The organism is Hymenobacter latericoloratus, from assembly GCF_014199535.1.
GTDB lineage: Bacteria > Bacteroidota > Bacteroidia > Cytophagales > Hymenobacteraceae > Hymenobacter > Hymenobacter latericoloratus.
This window is the reverse complement of sequence record NZ_JACHNV010000001.1, coordinates 31,609-51,110: the sequence shown is the minus strand read 5'-3', so window position 1 is coordinate 51,110 and position 19,502 is coordinate 31,609. Positions and strand designations below refer to the sequence as shown.

The following is a 19,502-nucleotide window of genomic DNA, read 5'->3' as shown; positions in this document are numbered from 1 at the left end:
GGTAGGAATAAGAAAGAGGGGGTAAAATCACAGACTTGCCGCCGGAACGGCAGCTCCCGGCTGGTTTAGGCCAGGGCTGCTACCCCACCCGTGCCGGTGGAAGATGAGGCAGCGGAACCGTTGCAAAGGTGCCGGGCGGGCTTCGCTCCTGAAATCGCGGGAAGCCGGTAATCTGCTCTACCAGGAAACCAGTAATTTCCTGGTCAGCAGGGTTTCTTCGCCAAATCCTAAGCAAGTTTGCCGGCGCATGGGGCTTCGCTTTCTTTCATTTTTGGGGTGGTATAGGCTTCGCGGCGGCTGGCGGCTGGGGCTGCTGTTGCTGCTACTCAGCGGCGCCACCTGGCCAAGTAAGGCCAGCCGCTTACCCGCCGCCGATAGCCTGCTGCAGGCCCTGCGCTCGGCCCCCTCCGACACGGTTCGGGCCAAAACTGCCCTGCGCCTTTCCGCCGCCCTGGCGCCCACCGACACGGCCCGCGCCCGGCACTATGCCCGGCACGCCCTGGCCCTGAGCACCCGCACCGGCTTTGCTTACGGACAGGCCCATAGCTGGCTGCAGCTTAGCGCCCTGGCCATTATCCGCAACGACAATGACCGCGCCCGGCGCTACGGCCAGCTGGCCCAGCGCGCCGCCGCAGCCCTGCCACGCTCGGCGGCGGCCGATGGGCGCACGCGCAGGCTGCTGGCGGCCATTGCCAATAACCGCGGCAACGTAGCCGATCGGCAGGGCCGCTACGAGGCCGCGACCCAGTTCTACCTGCAGGCAGTTTCCCACTTGGCCGGCACAGCCGAAGTGCCCACTACCCTCACGGTGTATGCCAACCTGGGCAACAGCTTTCAGGCCCTCAACCAACCCGAGCAGGCGGCGGCCTATTGGGGGCAGGCCGTGGCCCTGGGCCGTGCCACCGGGCCGGTGCCCGAGCTGGCGCCGGTGTATCTGCAGCTGGCCGCTCTGCAGCTGCAGCAAGCCCGCCCCGATAGTGCATGGCAGCTGCTCCGGGCCGCCTACCCCATTATAGAGCGGCACCCGTTCTACGCCGGCGAGTACTACGGTACACTGGGCCAGTACTACCTCGGGCGGCAGCTTCCTCAGCCGGCCCGGCAGGCTTTCCGGCGGGCACTGCCCTACGCCACCACCAAAGGGGCACTGGGCTACCAGGCCAAGATTCTGTTTAACCTAGGGCAGGCAGAAGCCCAACTCGGCGACCTGAGTCAGGCCCGTGCCACCATGCAGCGCAGCCTGGCGCTAACCCAGCAGCTCGGCGACGCACAACAGCTCATCAGCAACCTGGCGGCCCTGGCCCACCTGGAAGAGCAGGCCGGCCAGTGGCAGCAGGCCCTGTATTATTACCGCCGCGGCCAGCAGCTGCGCGACACCCTGGCCGGGGCCGCCGTGCAAGCCCGGGTGCGGGAACTGGAAACGCGCTTCCGGACGCGCCAGCAGGCCCAGCAGCTGCAGGCCTTGCGCCGCGAGCGGGCCGCCCAGCAGCAGGCGCTGCTGCAGCAGCGCCGGTTAAGTATGGCGTACCTGGGCCTAGCCCTGGCAGCCCTTGGGGCCGGTGGGCTGCTGGGGCTGCTGCTGCGCCACCGCCAGCGCCTGGCCCGGCAGCAGCGGGAATTGCAGGCCCAGCGCATCCGGCAGCTGGAGCAGGAAAAGCAGCTACTGAGTACTACGGCCATGTTGCAGGGCCAGGAAGAGGAACGCCGCCGCCTGGCCCGCGACCTGCACGATGGGTTGGGCGGCATGCTCTCCACCGTGAAGCTGTACCTGGGCACTGTGCGCGGCCGCGTGGTGCTTTCTGAGGAGGCTGCCGCGCTGTTTGCCCAGTCCGTTGACCATCTTGACAGCTCCATTAGTGAGTTGCGCCGGGTAGCCCGCAATATGATGCCCGAGGCCCTGCTCACGTTTGGCTTGCCCCAGGCCCTGCAGGACCTCTGCGCCGCTGCGCAGCAGGCCGGAGGCCTGCAGGTACACCTGCAAACCTACGGCCTGGAAGCCCGCCTCGACCATGCTACGGAGGTGGCACTGTACCGCCTGGTGCAGGAGTTGCTCAACAACGTGCTGAAGCACGCCCAGGCCCGGCAGGTGCTCGTGCAGCTTATGCGCCACCACCACGATGTGCAGCTGGTAGTAGAAGACGACGGCCGGGGTTTTGACCCCAACGGGACCCGCATGGGGGTAGGACTGCGCAGTATGCAAGCCCGGGCCGACTACCTCGGCGGCACCCTGGATGTACGCTCCGGGCCCGGGCAGGGTACGGCGGTCAGCCTGGATTTTCGCGTACCCCCACCAACCGCTCCGGCGTAGGATGGCAAGCCGCCAGCGCCCGCTGCAACTGCCGCCGTGCGGTTCCGGCACCTGCCGTCCCTGTTTGCCTTCTCCCTAAATTGCCGCTTATGAATTCGATACGGGTAGTACTGGTGGACGACCACCGCATGGTGCTGGAGGGCCTGCGCGTGCTGCTGCAGCCGCTGGCAGAAGTAGAGGTAGTGAGCACCTGCACCACGGCCGCCGAGTGCTATACTGCCGTGGCCCGGCTGCAGCCCGATGTGGTACTGCTCGACATTAACTTACCCGACCAGAACGGGGTAGCGGTATGCCAGCAGCTAACGGAAACGTATCCGAAACTCAAAGTCATTGCCCTGACCACCCTCAACGAAAAAAGCTACGTGACGCGCATGATGCAGCACGGCGCGGCGGGCTATGTGCTCAAAAACGCTTCGCCCGAAGAGCTGCTAGAAGCCATGCGGCGGGTACAGGCCGGGAAGAAATATTTCAGCGAGGAGGTGCAGGAGCTACTGCTGCAGCCGGCACCAGCTACGCCGCAACTACCCCTGCTAACCCGCCGCGAAAAGGAAATTCTGGCTCTGATTGCCGACGGCCTGACCAGCCAAGAAATAGCTGATCGTTTGTTCCTGAGCGTGCTGACCGTGGAAACGCATCGGCGCAACATTCTAACCAAATTTGGGGTGAGCAACACGGCCTCCTTAATTAAGCTGGCCGCTCAGCAGCAGCTATTGTAGATTGCAGGGCCGCCGGGGCCAGAGCGGTGGGCCGCTCACGCTTAGCGGCTACGGGCCCGCTCGTTGTACTGCCGGATGAGAGCCTCCAGCTCGGCGGGGCCGTGGCCGGGTTGGCCGGCGGCCACGCGGCGGGCCAGCTCGGCGTCATCGGCCAGAAAAGTGGAAACCTGGCGGGCAAAATTCTCCGGCGTCACCAGCACCAGCGTACCATCGGCCCGGCGCAGATACCACCTCACGGCTTCCGGTTCGGTAGTCTGAGTGGAAGCGGCGGGGGCGCTCAGTACGGGGGTAGGCCCCAGAAAACTGGTGGTGGGGGCGGAGGCGGCCTTCACTACGTACAGCTCCACGGGCCCGGCCACCCGGCGCGCGCCAATGCGGCCCGGCTCCCGCTTTTTTTCCTTGAGCAGTGCCGAGTACTGGCCCCGTATGCGCAGCCACTGCACTTCATCCACGGGCAGAAACTTCGGCTTCGGGCTGGGGCTGCCATCGAGGGCGGTCAGGTAGTATGTTACCAGCATATCCACGCCCGTAGCCGAAACGGGAAGGTAGGCCTTTAGCTGCTTGCCGTTGCACAGCCCGGCCGTGCCCCAGGCAAACTGTTGGCCTCCAAACCCTCGTACCAGCCGCGTGGTATCGGTGGGCGGGGTTTGCATGGGGCTGGCCTGCGCCAAGAGGAAAGCGGATACGAGTGAGGCAAGTAAAGTCATAGATTAACGTGCACAGTAAAACGGGCTGCCATTGTCCCTACCCCGCTAAGACCAGAGAAAACTCCGGTTCCCTGAATTCAGCCGAAAACTGGAGAATAAACCCAACAAAACAGAGTTTAGGGGCTTGCACACGGCCTGATCAGAGAAAAATACCGGTTTTCCGGTAGTGGCGCCTGTGGTTTCCCGTCTGTTCCGGCCCAAGGCTACCGCATGCATTTCTCCAAGGGGGCCTCGCGCCACCAGGCGGCCGGAGCGGAATCCAGCTCCGCTTTAGCGTCTGAAAATGGTGCGGGACGGCCGCTGGTCACCGGTTGGTTTTGTGCGCTCAGCAGGCCCCCGCGCTGCGGCCCCAGGAGCTGCGGCTTTTGCCGCTCCCGAACGGTTGTTCAGCTACACTTCCAAAAAATTAATTTGGAATTGCCATTGATGCGTTTCACCTTGCCAGCGTAAAGCACCTGATTTTCATGCCTCAGCACACCGGCCGCTTCTTTTTTAGCTATACTTTCTACTACGCCACGGCGTAGTCGAGCGGCCCTTCTGTAGCTTTTCCAACCGAAACCATACAGCGCCTCTCGACCACCTCGGGAGGCGCTTTTTTTACGCTTACGCTCCGGCTTCTTATGCTCACTTCGGCTTTCTTTTACTACGGCTATACCTACTTCTTTTTTACTAAGAAGCCGGGCCCCGTTCGCCAAAGCTGACCCAAAAGCAGCCACCACGCAACACCAAGGCCCCGCACTCCGGAGGCCTTTTTTAGTACCCTTTTCACTACCAGCCCCATGCTTCCAGCCGTTGCCATTCAGGGTTTCGAAGGCAGTTTCCACCAGATAGCCGCCCGGCGCTACTTTAGCCCCGAGGTGGAGGTAGTACCCTGCGCTACGTTTGGAGAGGTAGTAAGCACTGTGGTGCAAGGCACGGCCGACGCAGCCGTTATGGCCATCGAAAACTCCATTGCCGGCAGCATCTTGCCCAACTACACGCTGCTGCGCAAATCGGGCCTGCGGGTGATGGGCGAGACCTACCTGCACATCCGTCAGCACCTGATGGCTCTGCCGGGGCAAGGGCTGGAGGATATTACCGAAGTGCACTCCCACCCCATGGCCCTGCTGCAGTGCGCCGACTACCTCGGCCGCCACCGGCACTGGCGCCTGGTAGAAACCGAGGACACGGCCCTGAGTGCCCAGCGCATCCGGGAAGGCGGCCGCGCGGGTGTAGCGGCCGTGGCCGGCACGCTGGCCGCTGAGCTGTTTGGGTTGGATATTCTGGAAGCCGACATCCACTCTGAAAAGAAAAACTACACCCGCTTTCTGGTGGTGGCCCGCCCCGAAAACGCCGCGGAGGTAGCCCAACCCAACAAGGCCTCGCTCTACTTCCACACCACGCATGCCCAGGGTAGCCTGGCGCGGGTGCTGGTGCGCATTGCCGAGCAAGGCATCAACCTTTCCAAGCTCCAATCCTGCCCCAAGCCGGGCGGCACCTGGCACTACTACTTCCACGCCGACCTAGAATTTGAGCAGCCTGAACAGCTGCAGGCTGCCCTCCGGGCCATTGCCCCGCTCACGGAAGGCCTGGAAGTGCTGGGCGTTTACCACAAAGGCGATACGCACTGACTGAAATCAAACTGAACCGTCATTCCGGACATTCTGCTTACTGCACACAAGACCCGGAATGACCAATATCCTACCCCATGCACGTTTCCGTAGCCAGTCGCCTGCAGCACACCCAGGAATACTACTTCTCGCAGAAGCTGCGCGAGATTGAAGGCCTGAACAAAGCCGGCAAGCAGATTATCAATCTGGGTATTGGCTCCCCCGATTTGCCGCCCCACCCCCGGGTAGTAGCGGCTCTCACGCAAGCAGCCGAGCAGCCCAACACCCACGCCTACCAGAGCTACAAGGGCGTCCTGGCTCTGCGCCAGGCCATGGCCGGCTGGTACCAGCGGCAGTACGGCGTAATGCTGGATGCGGAAGCGGAAATCCTACCCCTGTTGGGCTCCAAGGAAGGCATCATGCACGTAAGCATGACGTTTTTGGAGGCCGGCGACGAGGTGCTGATTCCGAACCCCGGCTACCCCGCCTACCGGGCCGCCGCCCACCTGAGCGGCGCTACCCCCGTGGAGTACGACCTAACGGCCGACAACCACTGGCTGCCCGACCTGGAGGCCCTGGCCCGCCGCGACCTGAGCCGGGTAAAACTCATGTGGGTGAACTACCCCCACATGCCCACCGGCACCGCCGCCGACGCGGCTTTCTTTGCCCGGCTGGTGGCCTTTGCCCAGGAGCACAACATCTTGCTGGTCCACGACAACCCGTACAGCTTTATTCTGAACACCGAGCCGCCCCAGAGCCTGCTGGCGGTGCCGGGGGCGCGGGAGGTGGTACTGGAGCTGAATTCCCTGAGCAAGTCGCACAACATGGCGGGCTGGCGCGTGGGCCTGCTGGCCGGCCGCCCCGATTTGCTGCAGGAGGTGCTGCGCTTCAAGAGCAACCTCGACTCGGGCATGTTCCTGCCGGTGCAGCTGGCCGCCGTGGAAGCCCTGAACCTCGACGCTACCTGGCAGCAGGAGCTGAACGCCCAGTACGCAGCCCGCCGGAAGGTAGTGTTTGCGCTGCTCGACACCATCGGCTGCCGCTACGACCGGAACCAGGTGGGCCTGTTTGTGTGGGCCGCCGTGCCCGCCAGCTACGCCGATGGCTACGCTCTCAGCGACGAGCTGCTGTACCAGGCCAACGTGTTTATTACCCCGGGCGGCATTTTCGGCAGCAACGGCAACAAGTTCATTCGGGTGAGCTTGTGTCAGACCACGGAGGTGCTGCAAGCGGCACTAGAGCGGGTACGGGCGGTATCCTGATTTTTTAGCCCGCAGAGGGCGCAGAGGGTTTCGCAGAAGGCGCAGAGCCGTGCTGACGGCAGATCATCCAAACTCATCATTTCACCATCTCACCACATGGTAGTCACCATTATCGGAATTGGCCTGATTGGCGGCTCGCTGGCCCTTAGCCTTAAGGAGACGGGCCTGGCTCACCACATCATTGGCCTCGACCGGAGCCCCGAAAACCAGCGCCAAGCCGTAGCCTTAGGGCTGGTAGATGAGGTAGCAGCCGACCTGGCCGCCGCCGTGCAGCGCGCCGACCTGGTAGTGGTGGCCGTGCCCATGGACGCCATGCTCGGGGTGCTGCCCCAGGTGCTCGACGCGGCCACCGACCGCCAAGTAGTCATTGATGTGGGCTCCACCAAGGCGACCCTGCTGGCCGCTGTGGAAGCTCACCCTAACCGCCCCCGTTTTGTAGCTGTGCACCCCATGGCCGGCACCGAGTACTCGGGCCCCTCGGCCGCCGTGCCGGGCCTGTTTAAGGGCAAAACCCTGGTTATCTGCGACGCGGCCCGCAGCGCCGAGGATGCTGTGGCTCGGGTAGAAGCTGTGTTTGGCCGCCTGGCCATGCAGCTGGTGTACATGGATGCCACGGCCCACGACCTGCACACGGCCTACATTTCGCACATTTCGCATATTACTTCGTTTGCCCTGGCTCTCACGGTGTTAGAGAAGGAGAAGGAAGAACAGCAGATCTTTGCTTTGGCCAGCGGCGGCTTCGAATCGACGGTGCGCCTGGCCAAAAGCTCGCCCGATATGTGGGTGCCCATTTTCCGCCAGAACCGCGTGAACGTGCTCGATGTGCTGGACGAGCACATTCACCAGCTGCAACACCTGCGCCAGCTGATTCAGCAAGAAGACTACCTGGCTGTGTATCAGCAGATAGAGCAGGCGAATCTGATTAAGAAGATTTTGAAGTAGTACCCCGGAACCGGGCCAACCGCCCACCTACTCCCCATTCCCTACCCCCATCCCAGACACAAAACCTCCTCATATAATGGAACAGCTCCTCACCTCCCCCGCCGACGCGGCGGAACACCCGAAATTCCTGGCCAAAAAGCCCCTCATCATTTCCGGGCCGTGCTCGGCGGAAACCGAGGAACAACTGATTGCCACCTGTACTCAGCTGGCTGCCACCGGCAAGGTAGATATGCTCCGGGCTGGCATCTGGAAGCCTCGCACCAAGCCCGGTTTGTTTGAGGGCATTGGCACCAAGGGCCTCCCCTGGCTGCAGCGCGCCAAGCAGCTGACGGGCCTGCCCACTACGGTGGAGGTGGCTACCCCCAAGCACGTAGAAGACGCCCTGGCCTTCGACGTGGACGTGCTCTGGATTGGGGCCCGCACCACCGTTAATCCCTTCTCGGTGCAGGCTCTGGCCGATGCGCTGCGGGGCGTAGATATTCCGGTGTTCATCAAGAACCCCGTGCACCCCGATCTGGAGCTGTGGATGGGGGCCGTAGAGCGCCTGGCCAAGGTCGGCAACCAGAAAATCGGGCTGATTCACCGGGGCTTCGCCAGCTACGGCAACACCGAGTACCGCAACGCCCCCATGTGGCACTTGCCCATTGAGATGAAGCGCCGCCTGCCCGACCTGCCCATTATCTGCGACCCGAGCCACATCTGCGGCAACCGCACCGGCCTGGCCAGCGTGGCCCAAAAGAGCATCGACCTGGACTTCGACGGGCTGATGCTGGAGTCGCACATTGACCCCGACAACGCCTGGAGCGACGCCAAGCAGCAGGTAACGCCCCAGCGCCTGGCCGAGTTGCTCGACGGCCTGACCTGGCGCCACGAAACCACCGACCAGCAGGAATTCCTTAACAAGCTCAGCCAGCTGCGCACTCAGATCAACCAGCTCGATGATGAGATTCTGCACCTGCTGGGCCGCCGCATGCAGGTAGCCGAGAGCATTGGGCAGTACAAAAAGGACAACGACATCACGATTCTGCAAACCAGCCGCTGGAACGAGATTCTGGAGCGCGGCATTCAGCAGGGCCACCAGCTGGGCCTCACCCGCGACTTCATCCTCAAATACTTCGATGCCGTGCACCTGGAGTCCATCAACCGCCAGAACCGCGTAATGAACCGCGAGAACCTGGAGTAAGTGAGGAGGTGAAGAGGTAAAAAGTAGCCGGTCATCCTGAGCGTAGCGAAGGACCTTATCCCGCTGACACGAGCCGTAACAACGACTTGTTCTGGCGCAGTAAGGTCCTTCGCTGCGCTCAGGATGACCGGCTTTTTACTGACGTTGCTTCACTGGTTTAGCGGCCATTTCCTCAGTTCTTTCTACTATTAGAGCACGAACTACCCCGCCCTATGCCTACCCCTACCCTCGTCCGCAAAGCCAGCTTGCTGCTGACCACTACCCTCACGCTAGCCGCCGGCTGCCAACAAAAGCCCGGTGCAGCGTCCGCGCCCGGCAACGCGGCCCCGGATGCTACCCCCTCGGCCTACCTGAAACCCTTTGAATCAGGTATTCGCAGTGGCGGGGTGAAGGTGATTCCCATCAAGACGCCCAAGGGTACTTTCAACGTCTGGACGAAGCGGTTCGGGACGGGCAAGATTAAGGTGCTGCTCCTGCACGGCGGCCCGGCCATGACCCACGAGTATTTTGAGTGCTTCGAGAGCTTTTTCCCGCAGGAAGGCATCGAGTTCTACGAGTACGACCAGCTCGGCTCCTACTACTCCGACCAGCCCACGGACGACGACCTATGGCGCACCGAGCGGTTCGTGGATGAGGTAGAACAGGTGCGCCAGGCCCTGGGCATTGATAAGTTTTACGTGCTGGGCCACTCCTGGGGCGGCATCCTGGCCCTGGAGTATGCCCTTAAGCACCAGGATCATCTGGCCGGCCTCGTCATCTCGAACATGGTAGCCAGCATTCCGCGCTACGATGCCTACAACAAAACCCTGCGGGCCCAGCTGCGCCCTACCCTGCTGGACTCGCTGGAGAAGTTCGAGGCCGTGAAAGACTATCACAACCCCACCTACGAGGGGCTGGTGTTCAAGAACTACTACTCCAAGCACCTGCTGCGCCTGCCGGAAATGCCCGACCCGGTGGCCCGCTCCTTCAAGCACGTCAACCAGCATGTATATGAGCTGATGCAGGGCCCCAACGAGTTCAAAACCGCCGGCCGCCTGCTCACCTGGGACCGGTGGAACGACCTGGGCCGGATAACTGTGCCTACCCTCATGATTGGCGGACAGTACGACACCATGAACCCCAAGGACATGGAGGAAATGAGCCGCCGCGTGCAGCAGGGCAACTACCTGCTTTGCCCCCAGGGCAGCCACATGAGCATGTGGGACGACCAGCAAACCTATTTCCGGGGCCTCACCCGCTTCCTGAAATCCGTGGACGACGGCTCGTTCAAGGCCGGTACTACGCTGTAGTCCGGCCCGGAGAAAGTCAGGGTGTTAGCTGAGGCTGCTTAATCCGGTTTCGCGGCGGTGGCCCTCATGCGTTCCTCAATCTGGCTGAGCAGAAAGGCGGCGTCCTGCTTATGCGCGTCATCGGGAAACAGCTCCACGGCGCGGCGGGCGTGGGCCTGGGCTTTTTCAAAATCCTTAAGCTCCAGGTACACGAAGGCCAGGTTCAGGTGCGCCGTGGGGTAGTTTGGGCGCAGCTGAATGGAGCGCGTGAAGGGCGCCAGGCTTTCCGGAAACTGGCCCAGCCGCTGGTAGGAGTAGCCCAGGGCAAAGTACGAGAGGTAGTCGCCCTGGCCGTGGTCGTGGGCCTGCTGGTAATACTGAATGGTACGCCGGAACACCTCGTCCTCGCCCAGGTCCAGCTCGGCGCAGTCGCACTGCTGCACCGTGAAGTAGTAGTCGCCGAGGGCACGGTCGAGCTTGTAGTTATCGGGGTACTTATTCTTGAGCTTTTCCAGCACCCGCCGGGCCGGAAAGGAATAGTACGGAGTATCGACGGCCAGCTGGCGCAGGCTGTCCGGCGAGAGGTCCAGCAGCTTCAGGTCGCGGAAGGCAAAGCGCTTCAGCTCGTCGGTAGCCGTGTAGTAGTTGAGGGCCAGGCTGGTTTTCTGCAGGGCCACGGCCGGGTCCTGGTTCATCTGGTCCAGCAGCCGCAGCAGTTTCCACGCCGATTCGTACTTGCGCTCCAGCACCAGCTGGCCCGCCCGGCGCAGGGCCGTGGCCTGAGCGGCATCGGCGGCAGCGGGCGTTGTTTGGGCCCACCCTACCGCCGGAGTAAGTAACAGAAGCAGGAGCAGCAGGAGTGGCAAACGCATAACGGACAAAACCAATATCAGCCTCAAAGATGCGGGAATTTGCACGGACGCACCCCACCGGGTTTCTACGGCGCGGTGGCCGGGTAGGGCGGCCCCGGGGCTCCGGCCCTGGCCTCCCTGGCCGGGAAGCCAGGGCCGGCCAAAAGTCCTACCGGCCGGGGAGGCGGCTGGGGCCGCCAGGGCCCGGCCGGCGCCTACCCGGGCCGGCCGGGCCCTGGCGGCGCGGGCGCGGGCAGCTCGAAAAGTCTGAAGCCGGTAACTTGTGGGGAAGAAGCCTGGCGGAAAAATGCGCAGGTTGCCGCCCGGCATCCGGCAACTCCGGGGCTATGGTTGAGTATAATTCCCACCCCACCCCAAAACAGCTTTCTTGCGGCCATGCTCTTTTATACAGTAATGAAGCCCCTCGTGCAGGTGGCCCTGCGCGTATTTTTTCGTCGCCTGGAGGTGCGCCACCCGGAGCGGCTGCGCATGCCGGGGCCCCTGCTTATTGCCAGCAACCACCCCAACACCCTCATGGACCCGCTGGTGGCGGCCGTGAACCGGCGGCAGCCCATTGCCTTTCTGGCCAAGAGCACGTTTTTCAAGAACCCCATCCTGCGGGCCATCATGGAATCGGGCAACTCCATCCCGATTTACCGCCGCCAGGATGTGGAAACCGGGGCCGAAACCCTGACGCCGGCTCAGCTGGAAGCCCTCAACGAGAAGATTTTCGGGCGCTGCTACGACTACTTTGACCGGGGCGGCACCATCATGATTTTTCCGGAGGGCACCAGCGTGTCGGAGCGGCGGCTGCGGCCCCTGAAAACCGGGGCGGCCCGTATTGCGCTGGGCGCCGAGGCCCGCCACAACTTCCAGCTGGGCCTGCACATTCTGCCCCTGGGCATCAACTACTTTGATCCGCAGCGCTTTCGCTCCGATGTGTTCATGGACCTGGCCCCGCCCATTCGGGTAGCCGATTACGCCGAGCAGTACCGCCAGAACCCCGAAGCCGCCGCCGAGGTGCTGACGGAGCACATCCGCCGCCGCCTGGAGTCGCGCCTGGTAATCACGCGCACCGATGAGGAAGACGAACTGGTAACGCAGGTGGAGCGCACCTTCGGCCAGCACCTTATCCAGGACGCTGAGGAAACGCTTTACGACAACTTTCAGCTCAGTCGTACCCTGCTTAAGGCCGTGCGCTTTTTTGAGGAGCGCGATGTCGGCCGCCTTGGGGAGGCCCAGGAGAAGCTGCGGGCCTACCACCAGCAGCTGCACCAGCTGCGCCTGACCGATGAATCCCTGGAGGCGCGCCCCGGTGGCAGCAGCCGGGCGGTCCGGGCCTTTGGGGCAAGCCTGCGGCTGCTGGCCGGGGCACCGTTCTACCTCTACGGAGCCCTGAACAACTACCTGCCCTACATCATCCCGTCGGTGGTGGCCAAACGGGCCACCCAGGATGTGGAGTTTGTGGCTCCCATCATGCTCGTGACGGGCATGCTCACGTTCACGCTGGCCTACGTAGGGCAAACTGCGCTGGTGTACCACTTTACCCAGAGCTGGGGGTGGGCCCTGCTGTACCTGCTGAGCCTGCCCCTATCGGGGTTTTATGCGCTGAGCTATTGGGGTAACCTGGCGGGCCGACTGCGGCGCCTGCGGGCCCTGCGCCTGTTCCGGCAGCAGCGGCCCCGCATGGAGCAGCTGCTCCGGCAGCGCACCGAGCTGCTGCACCTGCTGCGCGAAGCCCGCGAAACATACCTGGCCCGACGGTAGGCCCGCGCCCCACGCCACGCCCCGACACGGTACGCGGGCCTGTCTGCTCGTAGCTCCCTACCCCCTATAACAACGAAAAACCCCTGATTTCCAAAGCGGAGCCCAGGAGTTTGTCGTTGCTGCAGGGGTAGGACTGCCGGAGGTGTTTGGCCTGAGCCAGCCTGGCGGGGCTGAGGTGGCCCAGGCTAGATGTCCAGCTTCAGGCCCAGGCTCAGAGTCAGAATATCAATCGGCGACAGGCCCTTCAGGTTCTGCACGTAGCTGATCAGGTACAAGTCGTTGGAGCCCAGCTCGTAGTACGCCGACACGTTACGGGAGCGGCCCTTGGCCGTGGGGGGCAGGGCGTAGCTCAGGCGGCTGCCCAGCAAGGGCCCTACCCGCGTATCGGTCGAGAACCAGTAGTAGCCGCGGTAGTACTGGTTGGGCTCTTCGTCGTTGAGGGTGCCGTGAGTGTAGCTGAAGTAGCCGCCCACCATCAGGGGCCTAAGCGCCCACTTCTGGGTCTTGCCCAGGGGTAGCGTCCAGGGCGAGTACAGCAGCTTGGCCGAGTAAATAGATAAGCGGGAGCCCGCGTACTTGCGCGGCACGTAGCCGATAAGAATGTCCAGATCAAGGCGGTCCTTAAGCGAGTAGCCGGCGCCTGCGGCCACCATGCCCAGGCCCCCGCCCGTTTGGGCTACCAGGTGGCGGGGCCGGTACCAGGGCAGCGGGTCGGCGGGAGCAGCCTGGGCTGGCGCCGGGTTCAGGCCGGTTGTAGGGGTAGTGCCGGTAGTGTCGGGCAGGAGAGTTGCAGGGCCGTTGGGGCCCGCCAGGGCGGCCAGCGGAGCAGCCGCCAGGGCGGCCAGGAGTAGTCGCTGTACCATTAGAACTGTACTTTTTTCAACCGGAACTGCTTGTCGCCCCACACCGTCACAATCAGGTACTGGCGCTTCTCGAAGCCGTAGGAGTTGATGTAGGTAACGCCATCATTGAAGGGTTCCCCGATGCTGAAATCGTGGCGGTGACCGTTCATCTCGAAGGCCAGGCGCGGGTCGTTGCGCAGGGCCGTTACGTAGGCATCGCGCACGGCGGGGTCAAAGTCCTCATCCTGGGGCGGTACGTGCGAGATGATAACGTGGCGGCGCGTGGAGGTATCGCGCAGCTCCTGGTTTACCCAGGGCATGTTCGGAATCTTGCCATCGAAGTTGTACTCCCGCCCGTTGGTATCGGTCATGATAAACTTCGTGTCGCCGTAGGCAAACGAGTAGTTCAGAGGCCCAAAAATGGCCTCGTAGGCTTTGCGCCCGTTGCCCACCGAGTCGTGGTTGCCGATAACGGTGACGTAGGGGATTTTCAGCTTGCGCAGGTGGTCATCTACCCAGCGCATTTCGCGGCCGAAACCGAAGTCAGAAATGTCGCCGGCAATAATCAGGAACTGCACATCGGCCTGCTGGTTTACGCTTTTCACCAGGTCTTCGGCTTCATCGTAGAAGCGCTGAGAATCACCGGTAAACACAAAGCGCAGGGTATCGCCAGCGGGCAGCGGGTTCTGGTTGAGGCGGGCCAGGTTCTTAGCCGTCAGGTCCTGCTGACGGTCGGGGCCGCGGTGGTCGTTGGGGCTAAACTCCAGCATTTCGCAGCTACCCAGCAACAGGGCAGCCGCGGCGGGCAGGAGCGCACGGGAGGGGAGGGTTCGGAAAAATGAGCGCATAGGCCTCGGCACAAAAACAACAATAGGCAAACTACCCGGCGGGATAGCTCCGGCGCTATATACCAGCGAAGCCTACGGTTTGTTGACCTTGCAAGGCCCTGCGCCAACACTGGGAGCAGGCTTTCATTGGGGGCGTTTCCTGGGCGGAGTGGTCTTTTCGGCCTTTCCCAGCCAGAAATCAGCTTGCTGTCTGGGCCTCAGAAAGTATGAGTTTCCATCAAAATTCTTTTTGCCGAACCCCTACCCCCTCCTTACTCATCTAAGTACTGGTGCACAAACTTGATAGCCATGCTGCCCTCGCCTACTGCCGAAGCAACCCGGGCCATGGCCCCCGCCCGACTATCGCCGGCGGCAAACACGCCGGGTACGCAGGTTTCGAGCAGGTAGGGTTCCCGGCGCGGATGTTTCCAGGAGGTGGCGTAGCGCGGGTCCGTCACTAGGTCGCGGCCCGTCAGCACAAAGCCTTTGGCGTCGCACACAATGGTGTTGCACACCCACTCGGTGCTGGGCTTGGCCCCAATAAACACGAAGAGGGCGCGGGCCGGCCGCCGCTCCAGCTGCCCCTGGCGGCTAAGTATTACCTCTTCCAGGTGGTCGTCGCCGCACACCTCGGCTACCTCCGTGAAAGGCAGTAACTCGATGTTGGGCGTTTGGCCGATCTGCTCAATCAGGTAAGCCGACATGGACGCGGCCAGATTAGCGCTCCGAATCACGATGTACACCCGCCGGGCATAGGTAGCCAGGTACATGGCAGCCTGCCCCGCCGAGTTGCCCCCGCCCACGATGTACACGTCCTGCTCCTGGCAGGTACGGGCCTCGGTGCGGGCAGCCCCATAGTACACGCCCACCCCGCTCAGGCGGTCCATACCGGGGGCGGCCAGCGTGCGGTAGCTGACACCGGTAGTCAGCACCACGGCCCGCGTCTGCACTTTACTACCGTCGCTCAGGGTCAATACCTTATAGCCGTCCTGCACGCACAGATCTACTACTTCCTGCGGAGCCAGCAACTCGGCGCCTAAGCGCACGGCTTGGCTCCAGGCGCGGTGGGCCAGCTCACTGCCGCTGAGCCCCGTCGGGAAGCCCAGGTAGTTTTCAATACGGGAGCTGGTGCCGGCCTGCCCACCGGGGGCCTGGCGCTCTATCACCAGCGTTTTTAACCCTTCTGAGGCGCCGTACACGGCGGAAGCCAACCCAGCCGGCCCGGCCCCGATAACGACTACGTCGTACAGCTCCTGGGAGGCCTGCACTACCAGACCAATGCGAGTGGCAACTTCCGTGGCGGTGGGGTTGGCCAGAGCCGTGCCGTCTTCTAGCACTACCACCGGCAGGTCGCGGGCGGTTAATCCTTTCTGGGCCAGCAGGGCCTGCGCCTCCGAATCGGTTTCGAAATCAAGCCACTGGTAGCCAATGAGGTAGCCGGCCAGAAAATCCTTAAGATCGTGGGAGCGGGGCGACCATTGAAACCCGATCAGGCGCACACCCCGAAAAGGTGGCTTGTACGTCATTTCCCAGGCCCTGAGCAGATCATGCAGGGTAGGGTACAGCAGCTGCTGGGGCGGGTCCCAGGGCTTCATGAGGTAATGGTCGAGGCGGGCCGAGTTGATGGCCCGAATGGCGGCTTCGGTGTCGGCGTAGGCCGTCAGGAGCACGCGCTTGGCATCGGGGTAGAGCTGGCGGGCCTGGGTAAGCACCTCCACGCCTTCCAGATCGGGCATGCGCTGGTCGGCCAGAATCAGAGCCAGGGGCTCCTCCCGCTCCTTCAGCTCCTGAATAGTAGCCAGGGCCTCGCGGCCCGAGCTGGCCCGCAGTACCCGGTAGTCGCGCCGAAACTCCTGGCGCAGGTCCCGGTCAATAGCACTCAGTACCTGAGGATCATCGTCAACGCAAAGTAAAACAGGCTTTTTCATAGGAAGGAGGGGAGACTAGTCAATACAGCTGCTGCCGGGTAGGGTAGCCGTACAAAGGAATACTGAAATGCGCTATCGGGCAGCACTGGCTTTGTTTCGGCCTTAACTTAGCTGCGCCCCATTACCGGCAGCCACACGCCAAACTCCGTGCGCCCCGGCTCCGACTGCACCTCCAGCCGGCCGCCGTGCTGCTCCACAATGCGCAGGGCTATATCGAGACCCAGGCCGGTACCTTCGCCGGCCGGTTTGGTGGTATAAAAGGGCTCCATGATGTGGGGCAGCACCTCGGGCGGAATACCAGGACCGTCATCGATGATAAACACCCGCACAAACTCACCCTCCAGCCGGGTGCGCACGGTTATTTGGCCACCGGGGGGTAGGGCGTCGATGGCGTTATCGAGCAGGTTGGTCCAGACTTGGTTGAGGCTGCTGACCTGGCCGCTCACGGGTGGCAGGGTGGGCGCATAGTCCCGGGTAAGGGTAATTTTTTCCTCGCGCAGGCAGTAGCTCATAATGTTGAGCGTGCTCTCCAGGCCGTCGTGCACGTCCAGGGGCGCAAAGTTGCTGCCGCGGTCCATGTGACTGTAGGTCTTTACGTTGGCAACGAGGGTAGTAATACGCGAGCCGGCTTCCTGCACATCCAGCACCAGACGGCGGGTGGTGAGCTGCCCTTCCAGCCAGCTAAGGGCCGCCGGGCGGGCGGCTTCCGGTAAGTCGGCTACTACGGGCTCTAGCCGGTTCAGGGTCAGGCCCGCATCCAGCAGGCCGCCGGCCAGCTGGTAGCCATCGGCAATGCCCTGAGTTTCCAGCCAATCGGCCAGCTCGTCTTCCGCGTCGGCCCGCGCCAGCGCCGACTGGGTAGGCGGGGTAGCAGCCACGGGGCCGGTTGCCAGGTCGGCCAGCGCCTGCAGGGTTTCGGGGCTAGGGCAGTGCCGCACAAACTCCAGCAGCAGAGCCGGTTTGGCATGCAGCAGGGTGGCCAGGTTTTCGGCGGCCCGCATGATAGCCGCGGCCGGGTTGTTCAGCTCGTGGGCCAGGCCAGCCGAGAGCTTGCCCAGGGCCCGCAGCTTTTCGTCGCGCTCCTGGGTGCGCGCCTCCAGCCGGGCCCGGTCGCTCATCAGGCCAACTAAGCGCTGCACCAACTCCGGGCTCACCTGCTCCAGCTCCGGAAACTGGTTGCGGTGCAGCATAAAGGCTTCCGTCTCGCCCAGGGCTACCCCCTGCCGCTGCATAACGCGCAGCCGGGAATAGGGCAGCACACCAGTTACCTGCCCGGCCTCTACCCGGAAGCCCGGCTCCCGCTGTCCGTTGCGCTGCCCGTAGAACTGAATGCCCCCGCGCAGCAGCGCCATCATGTACTCGGCTTCGTCGCCGGGCTGCACAATGGTTTCATCGGGAGCAAAAATGCGCCGCGCGCCGTGGTCGGCCAGCCACTGTAGGGTAGGCGCGGGCAGGTCGGCAAACACGGCTACCCGAGCCAGCTCGTCGGGGGTAACAGAAGAAGTAGGCATGCAACAGAGTACGGAGAAAACACAAGCGCCACCAAAAGCACAATGCGGAGCTAAATAGCACCAGGCCCCGATACCACGATAAGATAAGAGGTTATCTTTTTACTTTCTGGCCGGAGCATGCACCGTGCACGCGCCGGTTAAAAAGGTACTGGCTCCCTGCTACTCAAGCCTTTCCTGCTGGGCTATCGGCGCCCTACCCTTTGCCCCGGCGCAAAGCCTCTCAACCCAGCTAAAAAGGTGTTTCTTGCCAAACTTTTTGGCTTCGCGCTGCATTATTTAGTTTTCCCCTGGTCCTTACATATCCGGCATGGCCAAAGTTAAAACCCTGTTTTTCTGCCAGAACTGCGGCGCTCAATCGGCCAAGTGGATTGGCCGCTGCCCCAGCTGCGGCGAGTGGAATACCTACGTTGAAGAAGTAATTGAGAAGGCCGACAACAACCCGGCCGCCAATGCCTGGAAGGCGTCAACTTCGGTAGGCTCCAGCGCAAATAAAGCGGCCAAGCCCAAGCCCCTCGGCGACATTATTTACGAGGAAGAGTCGCGCCTGAACACCCATGACGCGGAGCTGAACCGGGTATTGGGCGGCGGACTGGTGCCGGGCTCCCTGGTTCTTATCGGGGGCGAGCCGGGCATTGGCAAAAGTACTCTCATGCTCCAGATTGCCATGCAGTTGCGCAACCTGCGCATTCTGTACGTATCGGGCGAGGAAAGCGAGCAGCAAATCAAGATGCGGGCCGAGCGCCTGGGCCAGCAGCACCAGGGACTTTACATCCTCACCGAAACCAACACCCAAAACATCTTCCGCCAGATTGACCAGCTGCAGCCCAACGTGGTGGTAGTCGATTCCATTCAGACCCTGCACAGCACCATTGTAGAGGCCGGGCCGGGTTCCGTCAGTCAGGTGCGCGAGTGCACTACCGAACTACTCAAGTACGCTAAAGACACCGGCGTGCCGGTGCTGCTCATTGGCCACATCACCAAGGATGGCTCCATTGCCGGCCCCAAAATTCTGGAGCACATGGTAGATACGGTGCTGCAGTTCGAGGGCGACCGTCACCTGACCTACCGCATTTTGCGCACCATTAAAAACCGCTTTGGCTCTACCTCTGAGCTAGGTATTTATGAGATGCAGGGCGCGGGCCTGCGGCAGGTGAACAACCCCTCCGAGATTCTGCTGAGCCAGCGCACCGAACAGCTCAGCGGCATTGCCATTGGGGCTACATTGGAAGGCAACCGCCCGCTGCTGGTGGAGGTGCAGGCCCTGGTAACGCCCGCCACCTACGGCACGCCCCAGCGCTCCTCCACTGGCTTCGACAGCAAGCGCCTGCAGATGCTGCTGGCCGTGCTGGAAAAGCGCAGCGGCCTGCGTCTGGGTCAGCACGACGTATTTCTGAACATTGCCGGCGGCCTGCGCCTCGAAGATCCTGCCCTGGACCTGGCCGTGTGCGCCGCAGTGGTAAGTTCGCTCAACGACGTGCCCATCCGCAATGAAATCTGTTTGGCGGCGGAGGTGGGCCTGAGTGGCGAAATCCGGGCCGTGAGCCGACTGGATCAGCGCCTGAGCGAAGCGGAAAAACTGGGCTTCGCCGAAATGTACATTTCGCAGTTCAACGCCAAGGGCCTCGACCTGGCCCGCTACGGCATTCGGGTGCACCCGGCGGGGCGGCTGGATGAGGTGCTGACGGGCCTGTTCGGGTAGGGGGCAGCTCACACGCAACCCCTGGCCAGGTAACCGCCTCAGAATGAAGCCCGATTACAAAGCGCATTTGTTGTAATCGGGCTTCTGGCTGCGTGTAAAACTTTG

The 19,502-nt window shown here is 62.7% G+C and carries 15 protein-coding genes; 9 read left to right on the top strand and 6 right to left on the bottom strand.

Annotated elements, in window-relative coordinates; genetic code table 11:
* Positions 1–247 precede the first annotated feature (247 nt).
* Both GGU46_RS00220 and GGU46_RS00215 read left to right on the top strand, forming a co-directional pair.
* The gene (locus GGU46_RS00220) at positions 248–2,305 is read left to right on the top strand and encodes a tetratricopeptide repeat-containing sensor histidine kinase (protein WP_183401594.1); all 2,058 of its coding nucleotides are present in this window, start codon (positions 248–250) and stop codon (positions 2,303–2,305) included.
* A gap of 89 nt (positions 2,306–2,394) precedes the next feature.
* On the top strand, positions 2,395–3,021 hold the full coding sequence (locus tag GGU46_RS00215) for a response regulator (RefSeq protein ID WP_183401593.1): 627 nt from the start codon (positions 2,395–2,397) through the stop codon (positions 3,019–3,021).
* A gap of 41 nt (positions 3,022–3,062) precedes the next feature.
* Here GGU46_RS00215 and GGU46_RS00210 read toward each other — a convergent pair whose 3' ends face one another.
* Positions 3,063–3,728: a hypothetical protein gene (locus tag GGU46_RS00210; protein WP_183401592.1), complete on the bottom strand. Its 666-nt coding sequence runs from the start codon at positions 3,726–3,728 to the stop codon at positions 3,063–3,065.
* A 779-nt stretch (positions 3,729–4,507) separates the two neighbouring features.
* On the opposite strand from GGU46_RS00210, the gene GGU46_RS00205 reads away from it, so the two are divergent.
* The 5 genes from GGU46_RS00205 to GGU46_RS00185 all read left to right on the top strand — a co-directional run bounded on the left by GGU46_RS00205 (position 4,508) and on the right by GGU46_RS00185 (position 9,993).
* A complete protein-coding gene (locus GGU46_RS00205) occupies positions 4,508–5,338 on the top strand; it encodes a prephenate dehydratase (protein WP_183401591.1) in 831 nt (276 codons plus the stop codon).
* A 77-nt stretch (positions 5,339–5,415) separates the two neighbouring features.
* Positions 5,416–6,579, top strand: coding sequence for a pyridoxal phosphate-dependent aminotransferase (locus tag GGU46_RS00200; RefSeq protein WP_183401590.1), 1,164 nt, complete (start codon positions 5,416–5,418; stop codon positions 6,577–6,579).
* Between the two features lie 96 nt (positions 6,580–6,675).
* Positions 6,676–7,521, top strand: coding sequence for a prephenate dehydrogenase (locus tag GGU46_RS00195; protein WP_215906231.1), 846 nt, complete (start codon positions 6,676–6,678; stop codon positions 7,519–7,521).
* Between the two features lie 76 nt (positions 7,522–7,597).
* Entirely contained in the window at positions 7,598–8,704 is a 1,107-nt protein-coding gene (locus tag GGU46_RS00190) for a chorismate mutase (protein WP_183401589.1), read from the top strand.
* A gap of 212 nt (positions 8,705–8,916) precedes the next feature.
* Positions 8,917–9,993, top strand: a complete 1,077-nt coding sequence (locus tag GGU46_RS00185; RefSeq protein WP_183401588.1) for a proline iminopeptidase-family hydrolase — start codon at positions 8,917–8,919, stop codon at positions 9,991–9,993.
* 38 nt (positions 9,994–10,031) lie between these two features.
* Here the strand turns inward: GGU46_RS00185 and GGU46_RS00180 are convergent, their stop codons facing one another.
* Complete coding sequence (locus GGU46_RS00180) at positions 10,032–10,844, bottom strand: tetratricopeptide repeat protein (RefSeq protein WP_183401587.1); 813 nt, start codon at positions 10,842–10,844, stop codon at positions 10,032–10,034.
* A 375-nt stretch (positions 10,845–11,219) separates the two neighbouring features.
* Here GGU46_RS00180 and GGU46_RS00175 point away from each other — a divergent pair, with 375 nt between their 5' ends.
* Entirely contained in the window at positions 11,220–12,590 is a 1,371-nt protein-coding gene (locus tag GGU46_RS00175) for a lysophospholipid acyltransferase family protein (protein ID WP_183401586.1), read from the top strand.
* A 185-nt stretch (positions 12,591–12,775) separates the two neighbouring features.
* Here GGU46_RS00175 and GGU46_RS00170 read toward each other — a convergent pair whose 3' ends face one another.
* The 4 genes from GGU46_RS00170 to GGU46_RS00155 form a co-directional block, all read right to left on the bottom strand.
* On the bottom strand, positions 12,776–13,453 hold the full coding sequence (locus tag GGU46_RS00170; protein WP_183401585.1) for a hypothetical protein: 678 nt from the start codon (positions 13,451–13,453) through the stop codon (positions 12,776–12,778).
* The gene (locus tag GGU46_RS00165; protein ID WP_183401584.1) at positions 13,453–14,280 is read right to left on the bottom strand and encodes a metallophosphoesterase family protein; all 828 of its coding nucleotides are present in this window, start codon (positions 14,278–14,280) and stop codon (positions 13,453–13,455) included. The genes GGU46_RS00170 and GGU46_RS00165 overlap by 1 nt, the downstream gene beginning before the upstream one ends.
* A 251-nt stretch (positions 14,281–14,531) precedes the next feature.
* The gene (locus GGU46_RS00160) at positions 14,532–16,187 is read right to left on the bottom strand and encodes an FAD-dependent oxidoreductase (protein WP_183401583.1); all 1,656 of its coding nucleotides are present in this window, start codon (positions 16,185–16,187) and stop codon (positions 14,532–14,534) included.
* 107 nt (positions 16,188–16,294) lie between these two features.
* Positions 16,295–17,698, bottom strand: coding sequence for a sensor histidine kinase (locus tag GGU46_RS00155; protein ID WP_183401582.1), 1,404 nt, complete (start codon positions 17,696–17,698; stop codon positions 16,295–16,297).
* A 307-nt stretch (positions 17,699–18,005) separates the two neighbouring features.
* Here GGU46_RS00155 and radA point away from each other — a divergent pair, with 307 nt between their 5' ends.
* Positions 18,006–19,397 (top strand): DNA repair protein RadA, encoded by a 1,392-nt coding sequence (radA, locus tag GGU46_RS00150; protein ID WP_183401581.1) that lies wholly within the window; start codon positions 18,006–18,008, stop codon positions 19,395–19,397.
* Positions 19,398–19,502 lie beyond the last annotated feature (105 nt).

Excerpts from the sequence above, each read along its gene's own strand:
- GGU46_RS00210 (WP_183401592.1), bottom strand. The coding sequence starts at position 3,728 with ATGACTTTACTTGCCTCACTCGTATCCGCTTTCCTCTTGGCGCAGGCC.
- GGU46_RS00160 (WP_183401583.1), bottom strand. The coding sequence starts at position 16,187 with ATGAAAAAGCCTGTTTTACTTTGCGTTGACGATGATCCTCAGGTACTG.
- GGU46_RS00215 (WP_183401593.1), top strand. The coding sequence starts at position 2,395 with ATGAATTCGATACGGGTAGTACTGGTGGACGACCACCGCATGGTGCTG.
- GGU46_RS00205 (WP_183401591.1), top strand. The coding sequence starts at position 4,508 with ATGCTTCCAGCCGTTGCCATTCAGGGTTTCGAAGGCAGTTTCCACCAG.
- radA (WP_183401581.1), top strand. The coding sequence starts at position 18,006 with ATGGCCAAAGTTAAAACCCTGTTTTTCTGCCAGAACTGCGGCGCTCAA.
- GGU46_RS00185 (WP_183401588.1), top strand. The coding sequence starts at position 8,917 with ATGCCTACCCCTACCCTCGTCCGCAAAGCCAGCTTGCTGCTGACCACT.
- GGU46_RS00170 (WP_183401585.1), bottom strand. The coding sequence starts at position 13,453 with ATGGTACAGCGACTACTCCTGGCCGCCCTGGCGGCTGCTCCGCTGGCC.
- GGU46_RS00200 (WP_183401590.1), top strand. The coding sequence starts at position 5,416 with ATGCACGTTTCCGTAGCCAGTCGCCTGCAGCACACCCAGGAATACTAC.
- GGU46_RS00155 (WP_183401582.1), bottom strand. The coding sequence starts at position 17,698 with ATGCCTACTTCTTCTGTTACCCCCGACGAGCTGGCTCGGGTAGCCGTG.
- GGU46_RS00175 (WP_183401586.1), top strand. The coding sequence starts at position 11,220 with ATGCTCTTTTATACAGTAATGAAGCCCCTCGTGCAGGTGGCCCTGCGC.
- GGU46_RS00195 (WP_215906231.1), top strand. The coding sequence starts at position 6,676 with ATGGTAGTCACCATTATCGGAATTGGCCTGATTGGCGGCTCGCTGGCC.
- GGU46_RS00220 (WP_183401594.1), top strand. The coding sequence starts at position 248 with ATGGGGCTTCGCTTTCTTTCATTTTTGGGGTGGTATAGGCTTCGCGGC.
- GGU46_RS00180 (WP_183401587.1), bottom strand. The coding sequence starts at position 10,844 with ATGCGTTTGCCACTCCTGCTGCTCCTGCTTCTGTTACTTACTCCGGCG.
- GGU46_RS00190 (WP_183401589.1), top strand. The coding sequence starts at position 7,598 with ATGGAACAGCTCCTCACCTCCCCCGCCGACGCGGCGGAACACCCGAAA.
- GGU46_RS00165 (WP_183401584.1), bottom strand. The coding sequence starts at position 14,280 with ATGCGCTCATTTTTCCGAACCCTCCCCTCCCGTGCGCTCCTGCCCGCC.